The organism is Collinsella sp. AF11-11, from assembly GCF_003465485.1.
Classification (GTDB): Bacteria; Actinomycetota; Coriobacteriia; order Coriobacteriales; family Coriobacteriaceae; genus Collinsella.
In genome coordinates this window covers 277,872-304,261 of record NZ_QSAS01000002.1, presented here as the reverse complement: position 1 = coordinate 304,261, position 26,390 = coordinate 277,872, and the positions used below count along the sequence as shown (strand labels likewise).

The window sequence follows — 26,390 nt, the reverse complement described above, 5'->3', positions numbered from 1 at the left end:
TAAGTATATGTCCAATTTGGCTGCATACGTCACTTCGACACAGCAAGCGCCATCGAATCACAAGGAGTCGATGGCGCCCATAAACTGAATCGCCTATTTATTGAGCATCAAGTTGAGCCTGGCGCTCCCGGTCACGCCTGAGCAACGGCGCCAAAAACTTGCCCGTATAACTCTGCGGACAGTCCGCAACCTGCTCCGGTGTGCCCGAAACCACGACGGTTCCGCCGCCGTTACCGCCCTCGGGGCCCATATCGATCAGGCGGTCGGCAACCTTGATGACATCAAGGTTGTGTTCAATCACCAGCACCGTGTTACCCGCATCGACCAAGCGCTGCAGCACATCGAGCAGCTGGCGGACGTCCTCAAAATGAAGGCCGGTCGTCGGCTCGTCCAAAATATAGAACGTCTTGCCCGTCTGGCGTCGATGAAGCTCCTTGGCGAGCTTCACACGCTGCGCCTCGCCGCCCGAGAGCGTCGTGGCGGGCTGGCCCAGGCTCACGTAGCCCAAGCCTACATCGTACAGCGTCTGGAGCTTGCGCTTAATCTGCGGGATATTCCCAAAGAAGGCCAGTGCCTCGGTGACGCTCATGTCGAGCACGTCCGAGATGGTCTTACCACGGTAGGTGACCTCGAGCGTCTCGCGGTTATAGCGTTTGCCGCCGCAGACCTCACAGGGGACATAGATATCGGGAAGGAAGTGCATCTCGATCTTAATTTGTCCGTCGCCCTTGCATGCTTCGCAGCGGCCGCCGCTCACGTTAAAGGAGAAACGTCCCGGCGAGTAGCCACGCGCCTTCGACTCCGGCGTACTCGCAAACAGTGCGCGAAGATCATCCCACAGGCCAATGTACGTAGCAGGGTTGGAACGCGGCGTGCGGCCAATCGGCGACTGGTCAATGTCGATCACCTTATCGATGCACTCGATACCCTCGAGCTTTTTGTACGGGCCCACAGGACGCGTCGAACGGTGAATGGCATTCGTAAGCGCAGGCGCAATGGTGTCGGTAACCAGGGAGCTCTTGCCCGATCCCGACACGCCGGTAACAACCGTAAGCGTACCAAACTCGATCTTGGCGGTAACGTTTTTGAGGTTGTTGGCGCGGGCGCCCGTGATCTTAAGGCAGCCGCGACCGGGCTTGCGGCGTTCATCGGGAACCCGAATCATTCGCTTGCCGGTCAGGTAGGCACCCGTCATCGAATCGGGGCACGCCATGATATCGGCAGGCGTTCCCGCGGCGACCACGTGTCCGCCGTTCACGCCCGCACCGGGGCCCATGTCGATCACATAGTCGGCAGCACGAATCGTATCCTCATCATGCTCGACGACGATGACGGTATTGCCGATATCGCGTAGGCGCTCAAGCGTCTTGATCAGGCGCTCGTTATCGCGCTGATGGAGGCCGATCGACGGCTCGTCCAAAATGTACAGCACACCCATGAGGCCGGCGCCGATCTGCGTTGCCAGGCGAATGCGCTGGGCCTCGCCTCCGGAAAGCGTCGCCGAGGCACGGTCGAGGGTCAGATAGTCGAGTCCGACATCGACCAGAAAGCGCAGGCGCTCCAGGATTTCCTTAACGATGCGCCCGCCGATAAAATGTTGGCGCTCGGTGAGCTCCAGGCCCTCAAAAAACTCGAGCGACTCGCGGCACGATAGGCAGCAGACCTCGTAAATGGACTTACCGCCTACGGTAACGGCGAGCATCTCGGGGCGCAGACGAGCACCATGGCAACTCGAGCACGGCTCCTCGCGGATGTACTTCTCCAAGCGCGCCTTGGTGTTCTCATTCGTCGTCTCGGTATAGCGCTCGTACAGGATATTGCGCACACCCGAGAACTTGGTGTCCCACTGGCTGCGGCGCCCATCGAGCTTTCGATAGTCGACCGAAATCTTCTGGTCGCCCATGCCGTCTAAAAACGCGTGACGCACCCGCGGAGGCAGATCCTCCCACGGCGTATCGACGCTCACCTTAAAGTGTTTGCAGACCGCAGCGAAAATCTGCGGATAGTAGTTAGAGTTGCCAAACAGGCTGCCAAAGACCCCGTCGGCGATCGACTTCGAGGGGTCTTCGATTAGGGCCTCGGCATCGACCGTCTTCTTAAAGCCCAGGCCATCGCACTCGGGGCACGCGCCATAGGGCGCGTTGAACGAGAAATCACGCGGCTGCAGGTCATCGATGGAGTGTCCATGCTCCGGGCACGCTAACGCCAGCGAATACTCCAGCAACTCGCCTTCGGTCCCCTCGGGAGCGTCGCGGTCGGGCAGCATGTACACGTTTACATTGCCATGAGCCAGCGCAGTCGCCTGTTCAACGGACTCGGCGATACGGCCCAGAGAGTTCTCACGGATCACGATGCGATCGACCACGACCTCGATATCGTGCTTGAACTTCTTGTCCAGATCGATCGGATCGTCGAGCGAGCGCACTTCACCGTCGACACGCACGCGGCTAAAGCCCTCGGCGCGAAGGTCCTCAAACAGTTTGGTGTACTCGCCTTTTCGCCCGCGCACCACCGGTGCCAGCACAAACGCGCGGCGGCCCTCCCCCGCCGTCAAGACCTTGTCGGCAACCTGGTCGGTCGTCTGGCGCTCAATGACACGGCCGCATTCGGGACAGTGCGGGGTGCCCACACGGGCGAACAGCAGGCGCAGATAGTCATAAATCTCGGTTACGGTGCCAACCGTCGAGCGAGGGTTTTTAGACGTCGTCTTTTGGTCGATCGACACCGCCGGCGAAAGGCCGTCGATTGAATCCAAGTCGGGTTTGTCCATCTGTCCCAAGAACTGGCGCGCATAGCTCGAAAGACTCTCGACGTATCGACGCTGGCCCTCGGCATAGATAGTGTCAAATGCCAGCGAACTCTTGCCCGAGCCAGAAAGACCGGTAATGACCACGAGTTGGTCACGCGGAATGGAAACATCGATATCACGGAGGTTGTGCTCACGGGCGCCGCGAATAACGATAGAAGAATCAGACATGGAAGCTCCTTGCCTCCTATTGCATCGAATCATACTGCCGATGAGTTTAGCGCACTCGACGCGCACAGATGTTCGTAATACAAGATTCGCAGACCTTTAGCTTTGCGTATCGGGCGCTTTGTTTCTCGAAATGCCGTGGAAAGGTTACAGTAATCTAATACTGAACTTAATTTGCTGTAACAGAGGAACGTCCATGACCGAAGATATCCCCTTTGAAATCACTTCGAGCGACATGGCCAATCTGCCCATATTCATCGCCGTCCTTATCGTGGCCGCCGTCGTCGTGCGCGTGTATTTTTCAATCAAACGCAACGAAAAGCCACCCATTGCCCGCGTCTTTTGGTGCGCGACGCTCCTCATCCCGCTCGGCGTGGCAGCTGCATGGGTTACGAATCAATTGCTCGTAAATGAGGGCAGCTCTCTATGGGTCCTTTCTTATTCGGCGCTCGGTGCTGCCGCCGTCATGCTTCTTGTCGAGCCCTTGGTTTCGGGACTTATCGACCAAACCGACCTTGCGACGGGAACGGTTGCCTGTATTTGCCGTGACATCCTTGTCATCGCCGCTGTTTCAGCGCTCTCGTTCGTTTCACTCGAAATTGCCTGCAACGAAACGTTCTATCGCATTCCCGCCAACTCATTCGGGTTTTCCGTCGGGCTGCTCGCGACGGTTCTGCTCTCCCTTTATTTGCTGGGACAGCGTCATGGAGGCGTCATGGCCCTCGTGCCCGTCGTCTGCTGCATCCTTGGCATTGCCGAGCACTTCGTCATAACGTTTAAAGGCGAAGCCATCCTGCCAAGCGATATCTTGGCCCTTGGCACCGCAATGGAAGTGAGCGAGGGATACGAGTTTACCTTTACCGCCGGAATCGTAACCTCTCTCGCCCTGCTGGAGATTTCCCTGGGGCTTCTTTCGCTCATCCGACCGCGAAAGCTCCGTACGCCCACCCATGTCTTCCCCGCTATCGCCGCTAACCTCTGTGCTTTTCTGCTAGTGACCGTTGTGGGGCTCTCAGGCTTTTCCAACATCGACTTGGAGCAGGCGCTGGATTTTGGATTTGACCGTTGGCAGCCCATCACCACGTATGCGTCTCAGGGTTTTATCACTTCGTTCACCGAAATGGTCAACGAGTTGCCCATTGAGAAGCCCAAAGACTATACGCCCGATGAGGCGCAGAGCATCGAGCAGGAGCTCGCCGCCGTCTACGACAGCACATATGGCTCGAGCGAACAGCGCGCGGCGGCCGTTGCCCAGTTCAATGAAATCAAGCCGACGATTGTTGCCGTCATGAACGAGAGTTTTAGCGACCTTTCGTGCTTTGAGCAGCTCCAGACGGACGGGTACACCGGCCCCGCATTCTACAACTCGCTTCCCGACACACTTGTTCGCGGCACCATGCTCGCTTCGGTCGCCGGTGGCGGAACGGCGAACTCCGAATTCGAATTTTTGACCGGAGCGACAACGGCCTTTGTCGGATTAGGCAAAATCCCCTATCAGCTGTATCAGATGAATGGCGTCAACAGCCTGGCAAAGGACCTTAAAGAGCTTGGGTATACCGCTACCGCTATGCACCCGCAAAACCCCGTCAACTACCATCGAGATAAAATCTATCAGCAGCTGGGCTTTGGAGACTTTCTTTCAATCGGCGATTTCGAAGGTGCGCCCTATTACCATGCCGGCGTATGCGACTACGCCACCTACGACAAGATACTCGACCTGCTTAGAACTAACGAAGCCCCGCAGTTCATCTTTGACGTCACGATGCAAAATCACGGCGGCTACGACTATGGCACCGTTCCCGCCGAAGAGCTGACAAACTATTGGGTCGAGGGAGCCAGTGAGGGTGCCAACAGCGCGCTCAACACCTATCTCACCTGCATCAACGCATCCGACCGGGACCTCGAGTACTTTATCAACGAGCTCCGCAATATCGGCAGACCGGTTGTTCTTGTCTTTTTTGGCGACCATCAGCCGAGCGCCGCAACGACTCTCAACGACGAGCTGTACCCTCAGGAAGATACGGCAAGCCACGCTTTCCGTATCTATCAGTCGACATATCTCGTCTGGGCTAACTATGAGATCGCCGGCAATACCGAGCTCAACGTCTACGACACCGTCGGGGCAAACGAGATTGCAGCCATTACCCTTAATAAGATCGGCGCCCCGCTCACCAATTACCAAAAGGCCCTGCTTGCGACAAGGTCAGATGTGCCCACCATCAATGTCGCCGGCTATCTCGGTGCCGACGGGCTGCGCTACGACTTGGAATCGAAAGACAGCCCCTACGCCTCGACGATCGACAAGCTGCAGCGCATGCAATACCTCGAGTTCGCCAGCAAAGTTCAGTAAGCCCGCCCATTCGCTTGGGCCCATCGTATTGCAAGCACGCTCGGCCCAAACGCATCGCAAATGACTCCCGCTCGCAAACGAGGGTACAATGACGCTCGTGTCACATCGCGGGGCCCCGGCCCCAGCATATACAAAGGAGTCATACATGGGTTGCGAACACGCACAGGCCGCCGGCGGACAAACGTCGCCGTCGCAATTTGAGGAGAACACGCTGTCCGAGGTCAAGCGCGTCATCGCCGTGCTTTCCGGCAAGGGCGGTGTCGGCAAGTCATTTGTCACCGGTGCCATCGCCACCGAGCTTGCCCGTCACGGCCACAAGGTCGGCGTCCTCGATGCCGACATCACCGGTCCCTCTATCCCCAAGATGTTCGGTATGAGTGGACGCCACGTCCATGCCCTTGGCAACCTTATGCTGCCCGAAATCTCCGAGCACGGCGTCAAGGTCATGAGCTCCAACCTGCTGCTCCAAAACGAGACCGACCCCGTCCTTTGGCGCGGTCCGGTCATCGCAGGCGCCATTAGGCAGTTCTGGAGCGAGACCTCGTGGGGCCCCATCGACTACCTACTGGTCGACATGCCTCCGGGAACAGGCGACGTCGCGCTCACCGTCTTCCAGTCGCTGCCGGTCGACGGCATCGTCATCGTCACGAGCCCGCAGGATCTGGTCTCGATGATCGTCGCCAAGGCGGTCAACATGGCCGAGAAGATGAACGTCCCCATTCTGGGCATTGTCGAGAACATGAGCTATATTGAGTGCCCCGACTGCGGCAAGAAGATCGAGGTCTTTGGCAAGAGCAAGCTCCCCGAGGTCGCAGAGCGCTATAACCTCGACATCTTGGGCCAGCTTCCCATTAATCCGGCACTCGCCGAGGCCTGCGATAAGGGCGAGGTCGAGACCGCGCTGCCCGATGGCATGTTGCCCAAGGCAGTCTCTGCCGTCGAGGCTATTACCCCGCACGAGACCGACGAGGCCTAAGTGAACGCGAGCGCCCTCTATGACGTCTTGGTAATCGGCGGCGGGGCTTCAGGCCTCGCCGCCGCCATTACGGCCGCACGCGCTGGCAAAAGCGTCTGCATCGTTGAGCGCGATGTCGCCTGCGGCCTCAAGCTCCTTGCGACCGGTAACGGCCGTTGCAACCTCTCCAACGAATCGATTGATCCTCAGCGGTATAACCACCCCGCATTCGTCGAATCCGTCATGGGCCCCCAGCCCGAACAAGAGCTTATGGGCTTCTTCTCCTCGCTGGGCATCATGACAACCTCCGAGGAAGGCCGGCTGTACCCGCGCTCCCTTCGCGCCGAATCGGTGCGCGACGCGCTTCTCAACGTTTGCGACCGCCTGGGTATCACCTTAATCTGCGGAGCCAACGTTGCCACGGCGCACAAAGCTTCCGAAGGCTGGGCACTCCAAATAGACCGTCCAGCGCGGGCGCTCAAGGCAAAAAAGCACGACGACCGAAAATCGGAGCTCCGCTCGCTTCGGAAGGCGCTCGCCGATGTCCCTCGCAAGAACGAGGCCCTGCAGGCACATGCCGTAATTATCGCTACGGGCGGCAACCCCACCGGTATCGCCGATACGTTTCGCCTTCCCCTCACTTCGCTGCGCCCCATCCTCTGTCCCGTATCGGCAACGGTCGTTGGCGATCGAGCGGCACTCAAGACGTTGGATGGCCTGCGCGTCCGCGCCTGCTTGACGCTCGCCCGCAATCATAATGAGCTCTGGCACGAAGACGGTGAAGTGCTGTTTCGAACCTTCGGTATCTCGGGTGTCGCTGTCTTCAACCTCTCTCGTCGTATCCAGCACGGCGATACGATCCTGCTCGACGTTTTCCCCGACCTCTCCAAAGACGAGTTGCTCGATATGCTCAACCGGCGCGTTGAGCTGTTCGGTGACTTTTCACCCCGCGATCCCCGTTGGCTCGACGGCATGCTCGCCCCGCAACTCTCCCGCGTCGTCTGCACAGCGTTCGAGCAGTGCCATCCAGGCTCCAACGATGTCATCCATCTGGTCTCGATCCTCAAGCACTTTAAGCTGTTTGCCGAGGGGACGACCGATGAGCGCTCGGCGCAGGTCACGCGTGGTGGCGTATCTGTCGAGAGCATCTCAACACCCAGTCTACGCGCGCGCAGCGTTGTCGACGCCCCGCTTTACGTCTGCGGCGAAGCGCTCGACATCGACGCCGATTGCGGAGGCTTTAACCTTGCGTGGGCCTGGCTCTCGGGCATTCGCGCTGCAAGCAGCCTGTAGCCGCGCAGTCTATAATCAAAAACACATTCGGGCCGTCTGGGATACCGGACGGCCTCTTTCTTGCCTCTAAGGAGACCTCGATGATCGAAATCACCCAAGTCAACGCGTCGCTCGATGAAGCCGGCGATGAAAATGCCTGTCTCATTGTTGGCAAGCGAGTCGCCAAGCGCGTCCTACGTTGCAAGGACTCCGAGATCAAGTCCATCGAGCTCCACCGCAAGTCAATCGACGCTCGCAAAAAACGAGACGTCCATTTTATCCTGAGCTTTCGTGTTGAGCTGACTAGTCCCCACCTCGAGCGAGAAGCGGTCGACAGCGTTGCCGAGCGTGACCGCTCGCGCGTACGCGCGATAGAAGACGATGAGCCTTCATTCCCCTCCCCCGCCTCCGACGCGCCTCAAGAACGCCCTGTCGTTGTCGGCGCCGGATGCGCCGGCCTTTTCGCTGCGCTTACGCTCGCCGAAGCAGGTCTTAAGCCCTTGCTCATCGAGCGCGGCGACCCGGCATTTCGCCGCTCGCAGGCGATCGACCTCTTTCTAAAGGAGCGCATCCTCGACCCCGAGAGCAATATCCAGTTTGGCCTGGGCGGCGCGGGAACCTTCTCGGACGGCAAACTCAATACGGGAACCAAAAATCCCGCCCATCGCCTTATCCTCGAAACCTTCGTCGAGGCGGGCGCGCCCCGCGATATTCTGTGGGATGCCAAGCCGCACATTGGCTCCGACATCCTTCCCACGGTCGTCACCGCTATATCCCAGCGCATCGAGCAGCTCGGAGGTGTCGTCCGCTATCGAACGAAGCTCGTCGACATTCGCATCGACGCGTCTGGCGCCATCACCGGTATTGATGTCCAATCGTCCCAAGACGCCGCTTGCGAGCCAATCGAGACAAAGCACCTCATCCTCGCCTGCGGGCATTCTGCTCGCGATATTTTTGAGCTCCTTAAGGGCCACAACGTGGCCCTCGCACAAAAGACCTTTGCCATGGGCGTTCGCATCGAGCATCCGCAGCGCGACATCGACCGAGTCCAATACGGAGCCTCGGCGGGACATCCTGCCCTCGGAGCAGCCCCTTACAAGCTCGTCGCCCATCTTCCCAACGGCCGCAGCGTGTTCTCGTTTTGCATGTGCCCCGGCGGGCAGGTTGTCGCCGCCTCTTCCGAGCAGGGCCACCTGTGCGTCAACGGCGCCAGTCTCAATGCCCGCGACGGACGCAATGCAAATGCCGCCTTACTCGTTAACGTCACGCCTGAGGACCTTCCCAACGATGACCCGCTCGCCGGCGTCGAGCTCCAGCGTGCCTGCGAGGCGGCCGCCTATCGCCTGGGCGGTTCCAACTGGAACGCACCGGCACAACTCGTCGGAGATTTCCTCGCAGGACGCGCCAGCAAGGCGCCCGGAAAGGTAAAGCCCACCTATCCGCTCGGTGTGACCTGGACGGCAATTGACGAAGCCCTGCCGCAGCATATCGTCGAGTCGCTCCGCCTGGGACTTCCCCTACTCGGAAAAAAGCTACGCGGCTACGACCGCCCCGATGCCGTTCTTACCGGCGTGGAGACTCGTTCGAGCTCACCGGTCACTGTCACCCGAGACCGAACGTGCCATGCCGTGTCGACCCCGGGCCTCTACCCTTGTGGTGAGGGAGCTGGATATGCCGGCGGCATCATGAGCGCAGCCACCGACGGCATCCGTTGTGCCGAAGCCCTGATCGCAGACCTCTAACGCACGAATTCCAGCGCGCAAAAGACACAGGCCCCAAGCTCCACAGGGAACTCGGGGCCTGTTCACTATTTCTTAAACCGTGCACCCTGGCGTTTTCTGCCCGATGCGAACGTGGAACCCTTGCGGGCCTGCGAACGTAAGCGCTCGATCGTCTCGTCCTCAGACGCACCCTCGAGCATCGCCCGAATCTGAACGATGGCATCGCGCAGGCGCGCCGCCTCCTCAAAGTCCATGGCAGCAGAAGCGTTACGCATATCCTCTTCCATGGTTTCGACGATCCGCACGAGCTCGTCATGCGGCAGTTCTTCCAACTGCTCCGCAAGTGTCTGCTCGGGCGCCACCGTTTCCGGCACGCCACCCTCGCCCGACTCATCGGGCGTATAGAATGCGCCATGGCCAAGAGAGTCGCCCTTCGAGCGTCCCTTGGAACCCACGGTTTTTTCGGCCTCGGCAATAAAACTTGAGATGTCGTTGATGGCCTTGCGCACCGTCTTGGGCACAATGCCATGCTCTTCGTTATATGCCATCTGAATCTCGCGACGGCGCTGCGTCTCCTCGATGGCCTCTTTCATCGAATCGGTCATAACGTCTGCATACATGATGACTTCGCCATCGGCGTTACGGGCCGCGCGGCCAATCGTCTGAATCAGCGAACGGCGGTTGCGCAAGAAGCCTTCCTTATCGGCATCGAGAATTGCCACCAGTGAGACCTCGGGGAGATCCAAGCCCTCGCGAAGCAGGTTGATGCCAACGAGAACATCGATCTTTCCCTCGCGCAGCGTTCGCAGGATCTCGACACGGTCCATCGTCGCTGTATCGGAGTGCATGTAATTGACCTTAATGCCGGCATCAAGCAGATGGTCGGTCAGGTCCTCGGCCATGCGCTTGGTGAGCGTGGTCACCAGTACGCGCTCCTTGCGCACCACGCGCTCGCGAATCTCGTCCTCAAGATCGTCAATCTGCCCACGAACCGGACGCACATCAATCTTGGGGTCGAGCAGACCGGTCGGACGAATAATCTGCTCAACGTCGTTTTGGCTCACCCGCAGCTCATAGTCGCCCGGCGTGGCCGAAACATAGATGAACTGGGGAATCCTCGCCTCAAACTCATCGAAACGAAGCGGGCGGTTATCGAGCGCCGAGGGCAGACGAAAACCGTGTTCCACCAGCGTCACCTTACGCGAGCGGTCACCTTCGTGCATGCCGCGAATCTGCGGCACCGTCACATGGCTCTCATCGATGATGCAGAGCATATCCTTGGGAAAGTAATCGATTAGGGTAAACGGCGGCTCACCCGGCTTGCGACCGTCCAGATGACGCGAGTAGTTCTCGATGCCGTTGCAAAAACCCATCGTCTCGAGCATCTCAAGATCATAATCGGTGCGCTGCTGCAGACGCTGCGCCTCGAGCAACTTATCAGTCGCCTTGAGCTCCGCCACGCGCTTCTCGCACTCTTCGCTGATCGATTTCAGAGCCGCCTTGACCTTCGGCTTCTCGGTCACGTAGTGCGATGCCGGCCATACGGGGATGGCCTCGTACTCACGAAGCATCTCACCGGTAACCTCATCGATCTCGGTAATCAGCTCGACCTCGTCGCCAAAGAACTCAAACCGCAACGGATGCTCGGCATAAGGCGGATACACGTCGACAACATCGCCGCGCACGCGGAACGTGCCGCGCGCCAGGTCATAGTCATTGCGATCATATTGAATGTCGATAAGTGCATGGATAAAGTCATCGCGCTCGAGCGGCACCTTCTTGTCGACGTTTGGAGCCAGACCCGCATAGTCCTCAGGAGAGCCAATGCCATAGATACACGAGACCGATGCGACGACGATCACATCGCGTCGAGAGAGCAGTGACGCGGTCGCCTGATGGCGCAGCATCTCGACCTCTTCGTTAATCGAGGAGTCTTTCTCGATATATGTATCGCTTTGCGGCACATACGCCTCGGGCTGATAGTAGTCGTAGTACGAGACAAAGTAGACCACAGCGTTGTTGGGAAAGAACTCTTTGAGCTCGCTCGCAAGCTGAGCGGCGAGCGTTTTATTGGGAGCCATGACCAGCGTCGGCTTCCCCAGGGCCTCAATAGTCTTAGCCATCGTGAAGGTCTTGCCCGAACCAGTCACGCCCAGCAAAACCTGATAGCGATCTCCGTCCCTCACACCCTGCACAAGCGACTCAATGGCCTTAGGCTGAGAACCTGCAGGCTCATAGGGAGAAACGACTTCAAACGGCACCTCAGCGCCCTCAACGCCAAAGCGCTTAAGTTCACCACCAACGCGTTCTACTTCAAATTCCGTCATGGATACTCCTAACTCATACATCTGCAGTATACGCAGGAGATGGGCTTAGTCCTATACGAACCGATCGGGATAGAGCGTCTTATAGCGAACCCAGGCATTATTGACGCGAATCAGATAAGCCTGCGTCTCGGGGAAGGTAATCGCATTGTGAAGCGAGGTGCTCTGCTGCGCCCAACCATCCACATTGCCCATGCCGGCGTTATATGCGGCAATAGCGCTATCCGTCGACCCGTTGAAATACGTTAGAAGATACGAAAGATACGCACAGCCAAACTCGATGTTCGTAGCGGGATCGTTAAGGTTGTCGGCTGAATACTCGCTACCATCGACAAGACCTTTGGCAATCATATCCTGGGCAGTCTCGGGCATCAGTTGCATTAATCCCCGAGCGCCTTGATTCGACTCGGCCTCAGGATCCCAATTCGATTCCGACTTTATGACAGCACACACCAGATACGGATCAAGATTGTGCGAAATGCTCGATTGCTTTACGTACGCCTCGTAGTCAATCGGATACAAAGGCTTAAAGAAAGCGGCAGGAGCATACGAGTAGACGAGCGAAATAAGGCCAAAGACGAACACAACGGCAAGTGGCGCCACGCGATACCACGTAAAGAAACGTGTCCTAGGCATCGGCCTCCTCCTTATCCACTACATCCCCGAAGCCATGGCGCACAAGCCAAGCGTCCAGTTGTTCAAAGAGCGAGTTGTCGCCCGCCGCATTATCGATTACCGTCGTAGCGAGATTGCAAAGCGAAGCCTCATCAGGTTGGCATGCAGAACGCGCATCAAAATCAGAGGGCTCCATACCACGATGAATAGCACGCCCGCGACGAACTGCTAAAGGAGCGCTGATAACCAGAATTTCATCAGCCAGGCCAAAAGCATCCTCAAAACCAGTCGGGGCAGAAACCTCGACAACCGCAAAGGGATAACGGGGGGACGAAACCGTGCAGCAAACCGGATCAAGAATCCTCAGTGACAGCTGCTCAATGAGAACGGGGTGCACAATGCTATTGAGCCTCGCGACCGCATCAGGAGAAACAAAAGCTCGAGAAGCGAGGATGTTACGGCGAACGCCGCCCTCCTCGTCCAAAATATCCCAGCCAAATTCTTCCGCGAGGGCATTGACGATATCGGAGCCTGGCACATACAGCGATTTGGCAAGCTCGTCCAGATCGATAAGCATGGCGCCATGAGATTCGAGATAGCGGCAGGCAGTCGACTTACCCGAAGCAATATTGCCCAAGACAAAAACGGTAAACATCAAGTCCTCCCTAACGCCAATGGGAGTTATTATCGCGCAAATACAAAAGAAGGACTCAAAATACAGCCAAACAGTAAGACAAGCTAAAAGAAGGCGAGTTCTTGTATTACAGCTCTCTATAAAACGCAAAAAAGGGGGAGGCCGCGAGGCCTCCCCCTTCTTCAAGTCAAGCGTACGGCTCGGTGCCGTCCACCGGTCAGCGGCGCCCTGGCCTCCCACGGGCTGACCCCGCAGTACTCTCGGCGCGATGGGGCTTAGCTTCCGGGTTCGGAACGGGACCGGGCGTGCCCCCCATGCTCTGGCCGCTGACCGGTGGGCGGCGCCCACCGTTACGGTGTCCTGGGTCTCATCTACGTGCCCTGGGGGCCGCATGGCGCATAGGGGAGGTGACTCGGGGGCATCCTCGTGCCCGGACCGCGCGCATGAGCGCTCAGTCCCGCGGGCCGCGAGGTGCGGTTCCGGAAGAGCTCGGGCGATTAGTGCGGCTCGGCTGAGGACGTCGCCGCCCTTGCACCTGCCGTCTATCGACCAGGTAGTCTACCTGGGCCCTTACCGGAAGGAGAACTAATCCCTGGAACGGCTTCCCGCTTAGATGCCTTCAGCGGTTATCCGCGCCGCACGCGGCTACCCGGCCGTGCCGTTGGTCGACAACCGGTTCACCGGAGGTGCGCCCACCCCGGTCCTCTCGTACTGGGGGCAGCCTCCATCGATTCTCCTGCGCCCACGGAGGATAGGGACCGAACTGTCTCACGACGTTCTGAACCCAGCTCGCGTACCGCTTTAAACGGCGAACAGCCGTACCCTTGGGACCTGCTCCAGCCCCAGGATGCGATGAGCCGACATCGAGGTGCCAAACCTTGCCGTCGATGTGGACTCTTGGGCAAGATCAGCCTGTTATCCCCGGAGTACCTTTTATCCGTTGAGCGACGGCCCACCCACTCGGGGCCGCCGGATCACTAGAGCCTGCTTTCGCACCTGCTCGGCTTGTGGGCCTCGCAGTCAAGCCCGCTTGTACTCTTGCATTCAAAAGGACGGTTGCCGACCGTCCCGAGCGGACCTTCGCGCGCCTCCGTTACCCTTTAGGAGGCGACCGCCCCAGTCAAACTGCCCGCCTGGCACGGTCCCCGAGCCGGTTGACGGCCTCGGGTTAGGACGCCGGTCGCGCGAGGGCAGTATTCCAAGGGCGGCTCCCCGGGGGCTGGCGCCTCCGGATCTGTGCCTCCTGCCTATCCTCTACACGCGGGACCAGCGGCCAATGCCAAGCTGCAGTGAAGGTTCACGGGGTCTTTCCGTCCTTCCGCGGGTAAGTCGCATCTTCACGACCAGTGCAATTTCACCGGGTCCATGGTCGAGACAGCGCCCAAGTCGTTGCGCCTTTCGTGCAGGTCGGAACTTACCCGACAAGGAATTTCGCTACCTTAGGACCGTTATAGTTACGGCCGCCGTTTACCGGGGCTTGGCTTCGGGGCTTCGCGCGATGCGCTAACTCCTCCGCGTGACCTTCCGGCACCGGGCAGGCGTCAGACCCTATACGTCGCCTTGCGGCTTCTGCAGAGTCCTGTGTTTTTGGTAAACAGTCGCTTGGGCCTCTCCACTGCGGCCCGCCTCCGCTCCCCGGGCAAGCCGGTTCACGTACGCGCGGGCACCCCTTCTCCCGAAGTTACGGGGCCATTGTGCCGAGTTCCTTGACCATGGTTGACCCGATCGCCTCGGTATGTTCTACCCACCCACCTGTGTCGGTTTGCGGTACGGGCGCGCACGCGCCTGCCTAGGGGTTTTTCTAGGGACCTCGGGCTCACTCGCTTCGCTCAGTCGCTTCGTCCGGAGCCTCGCCCTCGTGCGGACCGGATTTCCCTGGTCCGCGGGCCGCGCTCCATCACGGGGACGTCCAGAACCCCGCCGAGCCACCCCCATCCGTCGCCCCGTCGGTCGTAGCGCCGCGTGCGCGGTGCAGGAATGTCTGCCTGCTGCGCGTCGGCTACGCCTACCGGCCTCGCCTTAGCCCCCGACTGACCCTGGGAGGATTAGCCTTGCCCAGGAAACCTCGGGTTCACGGCGGACGAGTTACTCTCTCGTCTCTCGCTACTCATGCCAGCATTCTCACTCCCATGCGCTCCACCGCCGGTCGCCCGGCGGCTTCCCCGCCCATGGGAAGCTCCCCTACCGATTCTGAAAATCAAAATCCCGCCGCTTCGGTGTCCAGCTTAGCCCCGTGTATTGTCGGCGCATGTCCACTCGACCAGTGAGCTGTTACGCACTCTTTGAATGGATGGCTGCTTCTAAGCCAACATCCTGGTTGTCTGGGCGGACGCACATCCTTTGCCACTCGGCTGGAACTTGGGGACCTTAGCGGGCGGTCCGGGCTGTTTCCCTCTCGAGCACACAGCTTAGCCCACATGCTCTGACTGCCGCGCTCTGGGCCGCCGGCATTCGGAGTTCGGTTGGATTCGGTAGGCGGCGAAGCCCCCTCGTCCATCCGGTGCTCTACCTCCGGCGGTGAACGCGCGACGCTAGCCCTAAAGCTATTTCGGGGAGAACGAGATATCTCCGGGTTTGATTGGCCTTTCACCCCTATCCGCAGGTCATCGCCGCCGTTTTCAACCGACGTGCGTTCGGCCCTCCACGGGGTCTTACCCCCGCTTCAGCCTGCCCACGGATAGCTCACCCGGCTTCGCGTCCGCGGCGCGGGACTCAAGTCGCCCTGTTAAGGCTCGCTTTCGCTCCGGCTCCCTTTCGGTTAACCTCGCCCCGCGCCAGCGACTCGCTGGCTCATTCTACAAAAGGCACGCCGTCACACCACAAGGGTGCTCCGACTGCTCGTGGGCGCACGGTTTCAGGTACTGTTTCACTCCCCTCCCGGGGTGCTTTTCACCTTTCCCTCACGGTACTGGTGCGCTATCGGTCACAGGGTAGTACTCAGGCTTGGATGGTGGTCCACCCAGGTTCGGACCGGGTTTCACGTGCCCGGCCCTACTCAGGGACCGCGTCGCGCCGTCCGGTCTGGGTTCGCGTACGGGGCTGTCACCCGCTGCGGCCGGCCCTCCCATGCCGTTCCGCTCCCCAGCCGGACCTGCGCCCGGGGGCGGCAGCCCCCGGATGCGCGGCCCTGCAACCCCGTCGGCGGAACCCCTGCCGGGTATGCCCGCTCGACGGTTTGGCCATCGGTCCCCTTTCGCTCGCCGCTACTCGGGGAGTCTCGAGATTGATTTCCTCTCCTCCGGGTACTTAGATGTTTCAGTTCCCCGGGTTGTCCTCCCCACCCCTATGTGTTCGGGGTGGGGATATCCACACTGCTGTGGATGGGTTCGCCCATTCGGAGACCCCCGGGTCGAAGGATGTGTGCTCCTCGCCGGGGATTATCGCAGCTTGCCGCGTCCTTCATCGGCTCCCTGTGCCAAGGCATCCGCCGTGCGCCCGTGGTATCTTGCGGGACCGCATCGGGCCCGCGGGATATCCACGTGTCGCTAATTAAGTTAAATTAATCGATATCATGAATAGCGCTCGTATGTCGCAATTCGGGTATCTCATACCGCGGCACAGTAGTTGACTGTGCTCGCGATCAGATGCTCCTCACTCATTTATAAGTGAATTCTTCTTGTTTGGATCGGATGAATGATTGCTATCATTCTGTCTGATAAATCGCAGAAAAGAATCGAGTCTGGAAGAATGATCTTCCATCTCTCTCCTATCGCTATGCGGCTCTCAAGGTACGCGGGTGCGACCCCGGGGACCGGGTGCTGCGGGGAATCATCCTGGCGGACATCTACCGGACGGGCTCCTGCCCTCTATTCGAGTTAAAGTGTTTTCTCTCTAAGAATGTATCTCCCTAGAAAGGAGGTGATCCAGCCGCACCTTCCGGTACGGCTACCTTGTTACGACTTCACCCCCCTCACCCTCCACACCTTCGGCGCCTCCCCCCTTGCGGTTGGGCCGGCGACTTCGGGTGCAGACGACTCGGGTGGTGTGACGGGCGGTGTGTACAAGGCCCGGGAACGCATTCACCGCGGCATGCTGATCCGCGATTACTAGCAACTCCGACTTCATGGGGGCGGGTTGCAGCCCCCAATCCGAACTGGGGCCGGCTTTCCGGGATCCGCTCCCCCTCGCGGGGTGGCATCCCTCTGTACCGGCCATTGTAGCACGTGTGCAGCCCAGGGCATAAGGGGCATGATGACTTGACGTCGTCCCCGCCCTCCTCCGCCTTGACGGCGGCGGTCCCGCGTGGGTTCCCGGCATCACCCGATGGCAACACGCGGCGGGGGTTGCGCTCGTTGCGGGACTTAACCCAACATCTCACGACACGAGCTGACGACAGCCATGCACCACCTGTATGGGCTCCTCTCGGCCACGGGGTCTCCCCCGCTTCACCCATATGTCAAGCCCTGGTAAGGTTCTTCGCGTTGCTTCGAATTAAGCCACATGCTCCGCTGCTTGTGCGGGCCCCCGTCAATTCCTTTGAGTTTTAGCCTTGCGGCCGTACTCCCCAGGCGGGACGCTTAATGCGTTGGCTGCGGCACGGGGGGATCGTCCCCCCACACCTAGCGTCCATCGTTTACGGCTGGGACTACCAGGGTATCTAATCCTGTTCGCTCCCCCAGCTTTCGCGCCTCAGCGTCGGTCTCGGCCCAGAGGGCCGCCTTCGCCACCGGTGTTCCACCCGATATCTGCGCATTCCACCGCTACACCGGGTGTTCCACCCTCCCCTACCGGACCCAAGCCGCGGAGGTTCCGGGGGCTTCGGGGGGTTGAGCCCCCCGCTTCGACCCCCGGCCTGCCGGGCCGCCTACGCGCGCTTTACGCCCAATGAATCCGGATAACGCTCGCCCCCTACGTATTACCGCGGCTGCTGGCACGTAGTTAGCCGGGGCTTCTTCTGCAGGTACAGTCTTGACTCTTCCCTGCTGAAAGCGGTTTACGACCCGAAGGCCTCCGTCCCGCACGCGGCGTCGCTGCGTCAGGGTTCCCCCCATTGCGCAAGATTCCCCACTGCTGCCTCCCGTAGGAGTCTGGGCCGTGTCTCAGTCCCAATCTGGCCGGTCGGTCTCTCAACCCGGCTACCCGTTGTCGGCACGGTGGGCCGTCACCCCGCCGTCTACCTGATGGGCCGCGGAGCCATCCCCTCCCGTCGGGGCTTTAGCCGGGGTGCCATGCGGCACCCCGGGGTATCCGGTATTACCCGTCCTTTCGGGCGGCTATCCCGGGGGAGGGGGCAGGTTCTCCACGTGTTACTCAGCCGTTCGCCACTCGCTTCCACCCGGAGGTGGGTGCCGTTCGACTTGCATGTGTTAGGCGCGCCGCCAGCGTTCATCCTGAGCCAGGATCGAACTCTCCGTCCAAAATATTCTGGGCTTCGAGCCCGTCCGGTCCTCTCAGTCCATCGCTGATCGGTTCCGTTCGATTCATATGGTTTTAGTATAGGAAAAGGAATTTCTCGGGGCCGCCTCTCGGCGGCCTTGCGAAAAACAAATCCAAGTTAGACCATTTCAAATGGTTCGATGTCTGCCCGGATGCGACACTGAAGTTAGTGTCCATCCTCGCAGTATCCGGTTCTCAAGGTGCACGCCTGGCGGCCGATCCGGTCCGACCGGGCCGCGCGGCAAGGAGATATATTGCCAGACCGGAGGGGCCCTGTGGGTCGTCAATTCCACTCTTCACAAGTCCTACACAACATATCGCTTTCTTTAGGTAATAGAAAGACTGGTGCGGATCTTCCGCACGTATCAGATGATGACCCTTTGGTTTAGAAATATATAGAGATCGGTCACCTGTAAGTGTCTATCTACCCGCGCTTTTAGCAATGTAAACCGCGCTTCAGATAAAAAGAGGGAGCGCCGCGCACAACGCGACACTCCCCTAGCGATTCAAGAGAATCTATTAGGCCTCGAGAGCCTTCTTGGCAATGGCAGCCAGCTCGTTGAAGGACTCGATGTCCTCGTAAGCCATCTGAGCCAGGACCTTGCGGTCGAGCTCGATGCCGGCAACCTTCAGGCCGTGCATGAACTGAGAGTAAGAGATGTCGTTCAGGCGAGCAGCAGCGTTGATACGGGTGATCCAGAGAGAACGGATCTCGCGCTTCTTGTTGCGGCGATCACGATACTGATACTGCAGGGAGTGCTGGACCTGCTCTTTAGCATGCTTGTAAGTACGCGAAGCGGCACCGTAGTAACCCTTCGCACGGTGCATAACGGTACGGCGCTTCTTCTTGGCGGCAACAGCGCGCTTAATACGTGCCATGTTCTATCAACTCCTAGACGGTAAAACGAAAAACGGGAACGCGAACTTAGGCGAGACGCGACTTGATGACCTTGCGGTCGGCAGCGGCGATCTCGGTCTCCTGACGGAAGCCACGCTTACGCTTGGTGGACTTCTTGCTCAGGATGTGGCTCTTGAAAGCCTTGGCGCGCATAAGCTTGCCGGTACCAGTCTTGCGGAAACGCTTCTTGGTGCCGCTGTGGGACTTCATCTTAGGCATGAAATACTCCTTAATCGGTTACAGAACACTAGTTACTTGCTATCGCTTGCCGCTTTATCCTCATCGAAGGCGCCCTTAATCGGGGCGAGCAGCATAAGCATGTTACGGCCTTCCATCTTAGGCTTGGACTCGACCGTAGCGTAAGGCTTGAGATCCTCGGCGAGACGCTCGAGAACGTTAAGGCCCTGCTCCGGGTGAGCCATCTCACGGCCGCGGAACATGATGGTGATCTTAACGCGTGCGCCCTTCTTGAGGAAACGCAGAACGTGGCCCTTCTTGGTCTCGTAGTCGCCAACGTCGATCTTGGGTCGGAACTTCATTTCCTTGACCTCGACCTTGGACTGGTTCTTACGAGCAGCCTTGGCCTTCATGGCCTGCTGGTACTTGAACTTACCGTAGTCCATGACCTTGCAGACCGGCGGCTCCGCGTTGGGAGCGATCTCGACCAGGTCGAGACCCTGATCGTCGGCGACGCGCTGGGCATCGCGGATGGCGAACAGGCCGAGCTGAGAGCCATCGACGCCAATCAAACGACACGAAGATGCAGTGATCTCGTCGTTGATGCGGGTGTCATCAGACTTAGCTATTTTCCCTACCTCCATTCATAAAAAAATAACCCGGCGCTTCTCAGCAACCAGGTCGTACACATAGACTTCCTCGATTTGAGGAAGGGAATCTAAGTTGTATGACCAGTCAGCTGCTCATTGGCGCCAAAAGGTGGGAACCCTCAGGTTCCTCTTTAGGGCATTGCGGGAACAACGCCTTGCGAATAATAACACGTACAGCGCGTTATCACATTACGTACACGAAAAAGGGACCTTGACCCCCTTGAACGCTCGCTTGCATGTATGGTGCTCGAGGCGAGACTCGAAGGGCCTTCGCTTCGCGAAGCCCCGGGCTTCGGGCGCGTGGCGCCCTCGCCACGCTCCGCTACAAACAGGCCACAGGCCTGTTTGCTTAACGCTTCGCGCGCTCACGCGAGTTCGGCACGAAAAAGGGGGCCGCAACCCCCTTGAACGCTCACTTGCATGTATGGTGCCCGAGGCGAGACTCGAACTCGCACGTTGTTGCCAACGGTGGATTTTGAGTCCACTGCGTCTGCCAATTCCGCCACTCGGGCACGCAATGCGTGAGTTAGTTTATCACAGCTTTCTACCGATTAGTCCGAAAATGGAACTTCGAGCATTTCGATGAGTTCGACCGTGCGGAGCATCTCGCGCCGACGGCATCCGCGACCGTCGACCGAAGCCTCACCCATCTGGTTATCGTAAGGGTCCTCGCGCATGCCGTCGAAAGAGGGCTCAAACTCTGCCTGGAATCGATTGTTGGCCACCATACGCCACGGGTCGAGATTGCCAAAGTAGTGACGGCGGCGCCACTCCTCCCCCATCCTGCGAGCAGAAGATCCAAATGACACGTCGGCGTTGAGCCATCCGGTCTGCGGCGTATAGAACTCTGCCCAGTCGTGCGACCCCACCGAATCGGGCGCAACATACAGGCCGCTCTGCCAACGGGCAGGCACGCCCGCGATACGGCACATGGTGATAAACGTGAGCGCCATAACGCCGCAATCGCCGCGGAGCGAATGCGCGCAGTCATCGGCAATAGATCCCAAAAGCAAGTACGGCGGCTGATAGCGATAGTCGATGTACTGCGTCAGGTAATCATAGATAGCACGGGCGCGATCGAGCGGATCCTCGAGCCCGTCAATGACACGGGCTGTCAGCTGCTGTAGATACGGCGTGAATGCAATGTGCGGACGGTCCTCGGAGGTGTCCACGGGCAGTGGCGCGTCCATGCAAGGATGCACCGGAAGCGCACCCCCATAGACATCACGATAAGCGGCATCAATTTGATAGCGATAGGTCACCGAGAATGAGCGCTCACTCGAAGAAGACCACGAGGCGGTACGCGCCGAAGCATTCGCGGGGGCAACAGCACCCTCCGGCGTCATATCGAGAACCTCGATATGAGACTGTTGACGACAGGCGACGGCAACGGGTAGCCACGCGCGAACGGTCTCCCCTTCCAGAGCGCCGGGGACAGACACGGACGCTTTAAGCGTAATGACGCGAGCCAATCCGTTTTGTGACTCCATCTCCTTGAGCATCTCGTTGCGCAGTGCTATTCCGTCCGTAGAATCGGGCCGCATGCCGGGAACCTCTTTGGGATATACGCGAAGCGAATCGAGGAAGTTGTCGAGAACGAACAGTTCGCCATCGATAAAGCGCCAGTCAATACGCTTACGATTAATCAGGTCATCAAACTGCTCTTCGGTAAACTCTGGCCACTCCTCGCGAATCATCGCAATAGCCTGGTCGCGCGACACCGAAAAATGAAGCGGCGTCTCGAGCATGCGATACCGCTCGGCACGAACACAAGCAGCCAGCGAAGGCTCGGGGTTCTGCTCCAAAAGGCGATCGCAGGCAGCAACAGCCTGCGTCAAATACCCGGCATCCATAAGACGAAGAATCTCGGGCGGCAGTCCAACATCGAGATGACGAAAGTCATCACAGCAAACATCAGCAGAGCAACCAACTGGACCCTCGTCAATAACCTTCCCATCCGAAGGCAGCACATTAATAACAGCCATACCAAAACTCCAAGTCACTAGAACGCTTGAAGCCCATTGTAGCGAGATAAAAAGAAAGCCCCAACAAGGGAGCCATCAACACCGCTGAACGGTAACCATATAACTAAAATCAGACCAGTAACCCTGTAGCAAGTTAACAAAGGAGGCCCCGTTTCCCCGGAGCTGATTCCATCGCGCGACTTCTGGCGAAGCCAGGTGAGCGCGAGGGAAACAGCGTAGGGGAAACGGGGCCTCCGGCGGGAAGTTAAACCGCTACTTACGCCTTGTTGACGGAGCCAAACTCCTCCATGAGCTCCTTGGTGCGGGCAACGATGTTGTCGCGACCAGGCTTGAGGAGCTTGCGGGGGTCAAAGCCCTTGCCCTGCTGATCCTTGCCAGCCTCGATGTACTCGCGGACGCCCTTGGCGAAGACGAGCTGCAGGTCGGTGTTGACGTTGATCTTGGAGATGCCCAGGGAGATGGCCTTCTTGATCTGATCCTCGGGGATGCCGGTGCCACCGTGCAGAACGAGGGGCAGGTCACCGGTCTGGGCCTTAATCTCGCCCAGACGCTCGAAGGAAAGACCAGCCCAGTCGGCGGGGTACACGCCGTGGATGTTGCCGATGCCGCAGGCGAGGAAGTCGACACCCAGGTCAGCGATCTGCTTGCACTCAGCAGGATCAGCGAGCTCGCCGCTGGAGGTCACGCCGTCCTCGGTGCCGCCGATGCCGCCGACCTCGGCCTCGATGGACATGCCCTTGGAGTGGGCAAGCTCAACGAGCTCCTTGGTGCGGTCGAGGTTAAGCTGGAAGGTCTCCTCGTGAGAGCCGTCATACATGATGGACGTGAAGCCGGCCTCGATGCACTTGAAGCAGTCCTCGTAAGAACCGTGATCGAGGTGAAGGGCGACGGGAACGGTAACGCCCGTGGCCTCGACGGCAGCCTTGACCATGTCGGCGCAGACCTTGAAACCGCCCATCCACTTAGCGGCACCAGCGGTGCACTGAAGGATCAGCGGAGACTTGGCCTCCTCGGCGGCCTGGAGAATAGCCAGGGTCCACTCGAGGTTGTTGGTGTTGAAGGCACCAAGACCGTACTTGCCGGCCTCGGCCTTCTTGAGCATGTCTGCTGCGTTGACGAGCATAAAAGAAACCTCCTGTAAGGTTGCTCCGATAACGCCTGAGATTTTACCACGGCGCACCCGAGCATAAACGTTCGTTTGTTCACGAATATCGTCCAAACAGACTTTTTTGACCGTTTGCCCTACGAAATCGACCCGTTGGGGAAAAATAGCTTGACGTTTGGACGCTTCTCGTGCTTCAAAAGCCGACTATTAAGCTAAATCTGCATGAAAGGGTTCTGCATGAGCTCGCGTGCCATGGTGGTCGAATCGCCATGACCGGTTAGGCAAACGGTATCGGGCGGGAGAAGCCGGGCGAGCTTGGAGAGCGAGCGCAGAATCGCCGCCTCGTCTCCTCCAGAAAGATCGGTGCGGCCGTGCCCACCCGGAAACATGGTGTCGCCCACAAAGGCAATGTTCCCCTGCTCGGTGGCGGCAAACAAGACGATCCCGCCCGGCGTATGCCCTGGCGTCTCGATCACCTGCAGGTAGATATCGCCCACCTTGATAGCATCTCCCTCGGCGAGCAGGTGCGTCGGCTCCCCGGGGTCAGGCGTCTCAATGCCCCACATAGCTCGCTGTTCCTCGATGTTCGCATGCGGCACCGCCACATCCTTAGCACACAGCTCATACTGGCAGCCCTCGCCAACGGTGGTTCGCACGCCTGCAACACCACCAACATGATCGGCATGGCCATGAGTGCATACGGCGCCAAACACGCGTACGCCGGGATGCTCGGCTCGAATATGCTCCACCAGGCGTTCGCCTTCCCATGCGGGATCGATAATCACGCACTCATTGTCCGAAATAACAGCATAGCTATTGGTCTGAATGGGACCGTTTACGAGCGTCTCGATCTCGACCGATCCCTTGGGAGTTAAATCCAAGGACACAGCACTCATGTCCCTCTCCTCTCTATAGAACTCGAGGCATCAAACGATGCCTCGAGTGTAGCGAATATCGATAATGTGACACGTTCGTCGCGACTAAACGCGGCGCTTAAGCTGGGCTCCACCCTCACCGGGCATCAGGCGGCGCGCGTCGTAGACCGAGTCAACGCTGCTGATGGAGGCCAGCAGCGGATCCAGACCACTCGCGTCCGAGATCTCGACCATAAAGCGCAGGGTTGCAATACCCTCGCGGTTGGTCGACGTGGCGGCAGAAAGGATATTGCCGCCCGCATCGCCAATGGCAATGGTGACATCCTTGAGCAGGCCCATGCGGTCCAGGCACTCGACCACGATCTCGACCTGGAAGAGGGTGTCGGCAGCGCCGTCCCACTCCACTTCGATCATGCGCTCGGGATGCTCCATAAGACCCTTGACGTTGGGACAGTTGGCGCGATGCACCGAAACGCCACGACCGCGCGTGATGAAGCCGACGATGTCGTCGCCCGTCACGGGGTTGCAGCAATGAGCCAGACGGACCAGTAGGCCGCTGTTGCTCTCGCCCTTGACGATAATGCCGTTACTGGCGCTCTTGCCGCGCTTTTGCGGCTTGCGGTTGGAGCCGCGAGCAGGCTGCTTCACGACCTCGGCGATAGCCTCGGCCTTGGTGAGCTGTTCCTCGGGCTTGGGGTCCAAGATTTGCTCGACCTTATTGCCCACAGCGCGCGGGGCAACCTTGCCGGCGCCGACGGCGGCAAACAGGTCCTCGAGCTGCTTGAAGTTAAACTGCTCCGCCACGGCGTGGAGCGCACGCGTCGAACGCGGCGTAGAAATGCCATAGCCACGCTTACGCAGGTCCTTAGCCAGCATATCGCGACCAGCAGCAGCGTCGTCGTCCTTGGTCGCAGCGGCAAAATAGCGGCGGATCTTTGACTTGGCGGAAGGTGTCTTAACGATCTTGAGCCAATCACGCGACGGCTTGGAACTCTTGTTAGTCAGAATCTCGACACGGTCACCCGTCTTAATCTCGTGCGTGAGCGGAGCCACCGCACCGTTGATTTTGGCGCCGACGCAATGGTTTCCCACCTCGGTGTGAACGGCGTAGGCAAAGTCGAGCGGCGTGGAGCCGGCACGAAGCGCCATGACCTCGCCCTTGGGCGTAAAGACAAAGATCTCCTGATCGAAGAGGTCGACCTTCAGCGAATGCAGGTATTCCTTGGCATCGGTGATCTCGTCGGAAGCCGCCCAATCGAGCGAATGCTTGAGCCAGTTGATCTGGTCGTCCAAACGTTGAGCGTCATTGGTCTTGGAAGCAGACGATCCGCCCGACTTCTTATATAGCCAGTGGGCGGCAATGCCGTACTCGGCCTGCTCATGCATCTCATAGGTTCGAATCTGAATCTCGAGCGGGCGAGCCGTGGGGCCGATGACCGTCGTGTGGAGCGACTGGTAGTTATTGACCTTGGGCATGGCGATATAGTCTTTAAAGCGGCCGGGCATGGGGTGCCACAGCGTGTGCACCGCGCCGAGCGTGGAGTAGCAATCGCGCACCGAATGCGTGATGACGCGCAGTGCCACCAGGTCGTAGATCTCGGAGAATTCCTTGCCCTTGCGCTTCATCTTTTGGTAGATGGACCAATAGTGCTTGGAACGGCCGTTGATCTGGAAGTCTTCCAGGCCAATGCGGTTGAGCTCGTCGGTGAGCGTCTTGATGGTCTCGGCCAGATAGCGCTCACGGACCTCGCGCGACTCCGCCACCATGCGTGCGATGCGCTGGTAGGCATCGGGCTCCAGGTAGAAGAAGGACAGGTCCTCGAGCTCCCATTTAATGGAGCTCATGCCCAGACGGTCGGCCAGGGGCGCATACACGTCCATGGTCTCGCGAGCCTTAAACAGGCGACGGTCCTCACGCAGGGCTGCAAGGGTGCGCATGTTGTGCAGACGGTCGGCAAGCTTAACGATGATGACGCGGATGTCCTTGGACATGGCGAGGAACATCTTTCGCAGCGTGAGCGCCTGTTTCTCGTCCATACTGTCGACTTCGATGTTGGTGAGCTTGGTCACGCCATCGACGAGCTCGGCCACCGTATCGCCAAACAGGCCGGAAACATCGGCAAGCGAGGTCTCGGTATCCTCGACGGTATCGTGCAGCAGCGCGGCGCACACTACATCGCAGTCCATCTTGAGATCGGCCAAAATGATGGCCACCTCGACGGGATGGTTGATGTACATCTCACCCGAGCGGCGCTTTTGGTTGCAGTGCTTCTCGGCAGCAAAGCAATAGGCCTGCTCCACCTTAGAAAAGTCGTCCTCATTCATATATTTGAGGCACAGGCGCTCCAGTTTGTCGTAGCTGTCCGCCATAATCTCGGGCGGCAGCTCATCGGCATGCTTATAGTGCTCCATCTCCGAGAACGGCTGGAGGGTGGAATCATGGGCGGTACGGGCTGCGGCATCCATCGAGGTCCCCTTC

15 protein-coding genes, 1 tRNA gene and 3 rRNA genes are annotated in these 26,390 nt (G+C 59.1%); 4 read left to right on the top strand and 15 right to left on the bottom strand.

Translation table 11 applies throughout. The features are described from left to right. Positions 1-97: 97 nt before the first annotated feature. On the bottom strand, positions 98-2,977 hold the full coding sequence (uvrA, locus tag DWV58_RS02765) for an excinuclease ABC subunit UvrA (RefSeq protein WP_117776105.1): 2,880 nt from the start codon (positions 2,975-2,977) through the stop codon (positions 98-100). Between the two features lie 193 nt (positions 2,978-3,170). On the opposite strand from uvrA, the gene DWV58_RS02760 reads away from it, so the two are divergent. The 4 genes from DWV58_RS02760 to DWV58_RS02745 all read left to right on the top strand — a co-directional run bounded on the left by DWV58_RS02760 (position 3,171) and on the right by DWV58_RS02745 (position 9,293). Continuing rightward, positions 3,171-5,324 carry an LTA synthase family protein gene (locus tag DWV58_RS02760; protein ID WP_158564508.1) on the top strand — a complete coding sequence of 718 codons (2,154 nt, stop codon included), beginning with the start codon at positions 3,171-3,173 and terminating at the stop codon, positions 5,322-5,324. 145 nt (positions 5,325-5,469) lie between these two features. Continuing rightward, the gene (locus tag DWV58_RS02755; protein ID WP_022094864.1) at positions 5,470-6,300 is read left to right on the top strand and encodes an Mrp/NBP35 family ATP-binding protein; all 831 of its coding nucleotides are present in this window, start codon (positions 5,470-5,472) and stop codon (positions 6,298-6,300) included. Then, entirely contained in the window at positions 6,301-7,572 is a 1,272-nt protein-coding gene (locus DWV58_RS02750) for an NAD(P)/FAD-dependent oxidoreductase (protein ID WP_117776103.1), read from the top strand. An 80-nt stretch (positions 7,573-7,652) separates the two neighbouring features. Further along, positions 7,653-9,293: an NAD(P)/FAD-dependent oxidoreductase gene (locus DWV58_RS02745; protein WP_117776102.1), complete on the top strand. Its 1,641-nt coding sequence runs from the start codon at positions 7,653-7,655 to the stop codon at positions 9,291-9,293. Positions 9,294-9,358: 65 nt separating this feature from the next. Here DWV58_RS02745 and uvrB read toward each other — a convergent pair whose 3' ends face one another. The 14 genes from uvrB to DWV58_RS02675 form a co-directional block, all read right to left on the bottom strand. Beyond that, complete coding sequence (gene uvrB / locus DWV58_RS02740; RefSeq protein ID WP_117776101.1) at positions 9,359-11,599, bottom strand: excinuclease ABC subunit UvrB; 2,241 nt, start codon at positions 11,597-11,599, stop codon at positions 9,359-9,361. A 51-nt stretch (positions 11,600-11,650) separates the two neighbouring features. Beyond that, a complete protein-coding gene (locus DWV58_RS02735) occupies positions 11,651-12,232 on the bottom strand; it encodes a lytic transglycosylase domain-containing protein (protein WP_117776100.1) in 582 nt (193 codons plus the stop codon). Next, positions 12,225-12,866: a dephospho-CoA kinase gene (gene coaE, locus DWV58_RS02730; protein ID WP_117776099.1), complete on the bottom strand. Its 642-nt coding sequence runs from the start codon at positions 12,864-12,866 to the stop codon at positions 12,225-12,227. Before coaE ends, DWV58_RS02735 begins: the two co-directional genes overlap by 8 nt. A gap of 194 nt (positions 12,867-13,060) precedes the next feature. Next, positions 13,061-13,176, bottom strand: a 5S ribosomal RNA gene (gene rrf, locus DWV58_RS02725). A gap of 146 nt (positions 13,177-13,322) precedes the next feature. Then, a 23S ribosomal RNA gene (locus DWV58_RS02720) occupies positions 13,323-16,296 on the bottom strand. Between the two features lie 400 nt (positions 16,297-16,696). Further along, positions 16,697-18,202: ribosomal RNA gene (locus tag DWV58_RS02715) — 16S ribosomal RNA — on the bottom strand. Together the 16S, 23S and 5S rRNA genes form the textbook arrangement of a ribosomal RNA operon. 538 nt (positions 18,203-18,740) lie before the next feature. Beyond that, positions 18,741-19,100: a 50S ribosomal protein L20 gene (rplT, locus tag DWV58_RS02710; RefSeq protein WP_022094123.1), complete on the bottom strand. Its 360-nt coding sequence runs from the start codon at positions 19,098-19,100 to the stop codon at positions 18,741-18,743. A gap of 46 nt (positions 19,101-19,146) precedes the next feature. Next, positions 19,147-19,338, bottom strand: coding sequence for a 50S ribosomal protein L35 (gene rpmI, locus DWV58_RS02705; protein ID WP_006234422.1), 192 nt, complete (start codon positions 19,336-19,338; stop codon positions 19,147-19,149). 32 nt (positions 19,339-19,370) lie between these two features. Continuing rightward, entirely contained in the window at positions 19,371-19,940 is a 570-nt protein-coding gene (gene infC / locus DWV58_RS02700; RefSeq protein ID WP_089573296.1) for a translation initiation factor IF-3, read from the bottom strand. 431 nt (positions 19,941-20,371) lie between these two features. After that, positions 20,372-20,458 (bottom strand) — tRNA-Leu (locus tag DWV58_RS02695). 39 nt (positions 20,459-20,497) lie between these two features. Further along, positions 20,498-21,931, bottom strand: coding sequence for a transglutaminase-like domain-containing protein (locus tag DWV58_RS02690; RefSeq protein WP_117776098.1), 1,434 nt, complete (start codon positions 21,929-21,931; stop codon positions 20,498-20,500). Positions 21,932-22,187: 256 nt separating this feature from the next. Then, positions 22,188-23,054 (bottom strand): class II fructose-1,6-bisphosphate aldolase, encoded by an 867-nt coding sequence (gene fba, locus DWV58_RS02685; RefSeq protein ID WP_035137086.1) that lies wholly within the window; start codon positions 23,052-23,054, stop codon positions 22,188-22,190. A 194-nt stretch (positions 23,055-23,248) separates the two neighbouring features. Beyond that, complete coding sequence (locus DWV58_RS02680; RefSeq protein WP_117776097.1) at positions 23,249-23,932, bottom strand: MBL fold metallo-hydrolase; 684 nt, start codon at positions 23,930-23,932, stop codon at positions 23,249-23,251. 84 nt (positions 23,933-24,016) lie between these two features. After that, positions 24,017-26,377 carry a bifunctional (p)ppGpp synthetase/guanosine-3',5'-bis(diphosphate) 3'-pyrophosphohydrolase gene (locus DWV58_RS02675; RefSeq protein WP_117776096.1) on the bottom strand — a complete coding sequence of 787 codons (2,361 nt, stop codon included), beginning with the start codon at positions 26,375-26,377 and terminating at the stop codon, positions 24,017-24,019. Between the last annotated feature and the right edge of the window lie 13 nt (positions 26,378-26,390).

Excerpts from the sequence above, each read along its gene's own strand:
- uvrA (WP_117776105.1), bottom strand. The coding sequence starts at position 2,977 with ATGTCTGATTCTTCTATCGTTATTCGCGGCGCCCGTGAGCACAACCTC.
- DWV58_RS02760 (WP_158564508.1), top strand. The coding sequence starts at position 3,171 with ATGACCGAAGATATCCCCTTTGAAATCACTTCGAGCGACATGGCCAAT.
- DWV58_RS02755 (WP_022094864.1), top strand. The coding sequence starts at position 5,470 with ATGGGTTGCGAACACGCACAGGCCGCCGGCGGACAAACGTCGCCGTCG.
- DWV58_RS02745 (WP_117776102.1), top strand. The coding sequence starts at position 7,653 with ATGATCGAAATCACCCAAGTCAACGCGTCGCTCGATGAAGCCGGCGAT.
- uvrB (WP_117776101.1), bottom strand. The coding sequence starts at position 11,599 with ATGACGGAATTTGAAGTAGAACGCGTTGGTGGTGAACTTAAGCGCTTT.
- DWV58_RS02735 (WP_117776100.1), bottom strand. The coding sequence starts at position 12,232 with ATGCCTAGGACACGTTTCTTTACGTGGTATCGCGTGGCGCCACTTGCC.
- coaE (WP_117776099.1), bottom strand. The coding sequence starts at position 12,866 with ATGTTTACCGTTTTTGTCTTGGGCAATATTGCTTCGGGTAAGTCGACT.
- rplT (WP_022094123.1), bottom strand. The coding sequence starts at position 19,100 with ATGGCACGTATTAAGCGCGCTGTTGCCGCCAAGAAGAAGCGCCGTACC.
- rpmI (WP_006234422.1), bottom strand. The coding sequence starts at position 19,338 with ATGCCTAAGATGAAGTCCCACAGCGGCACCAAGAAGCGTTTCCGCAAG.
- infC (WP_089573296.1), bottom strand. The coding sequence starts at position 19,940 with ATGGAGGTAGGGAAAATAGCTAAGTCTGATGACACCCGCATCAACGAC.
- DWV58_RS02690 (WP_117776098.1), bottom strand. The coding sequence starts at position 21,931 with ATGGCTGTTATTAATGTGCTGCCTTCGGATGGGAAGGTTATTGACGAG.
- fba (WP_035137086.1), bottom strand. The coding sequence starts at position 23,054 with ATGCTCGTCAACGCAGCAGACATGCTCAAGAAGGCCGAGGCCGGCAAG.
- DWV58_RS02680 (WP_117776097.1), bottom strand. The coding sequence starts at position 23,932 with ATGAGTGCTGTGTCCTTGGATTTAACTCCCAAGGGATCGGTCGAGATC.
- DWV58_RS02675 (WP_117776096.1), bottom strand. The coding sequence starts at position 26,377 with ATGGATGCCGCAGCCCGTACCGCCCATGATTCCACCCTCCAGCCGTTC.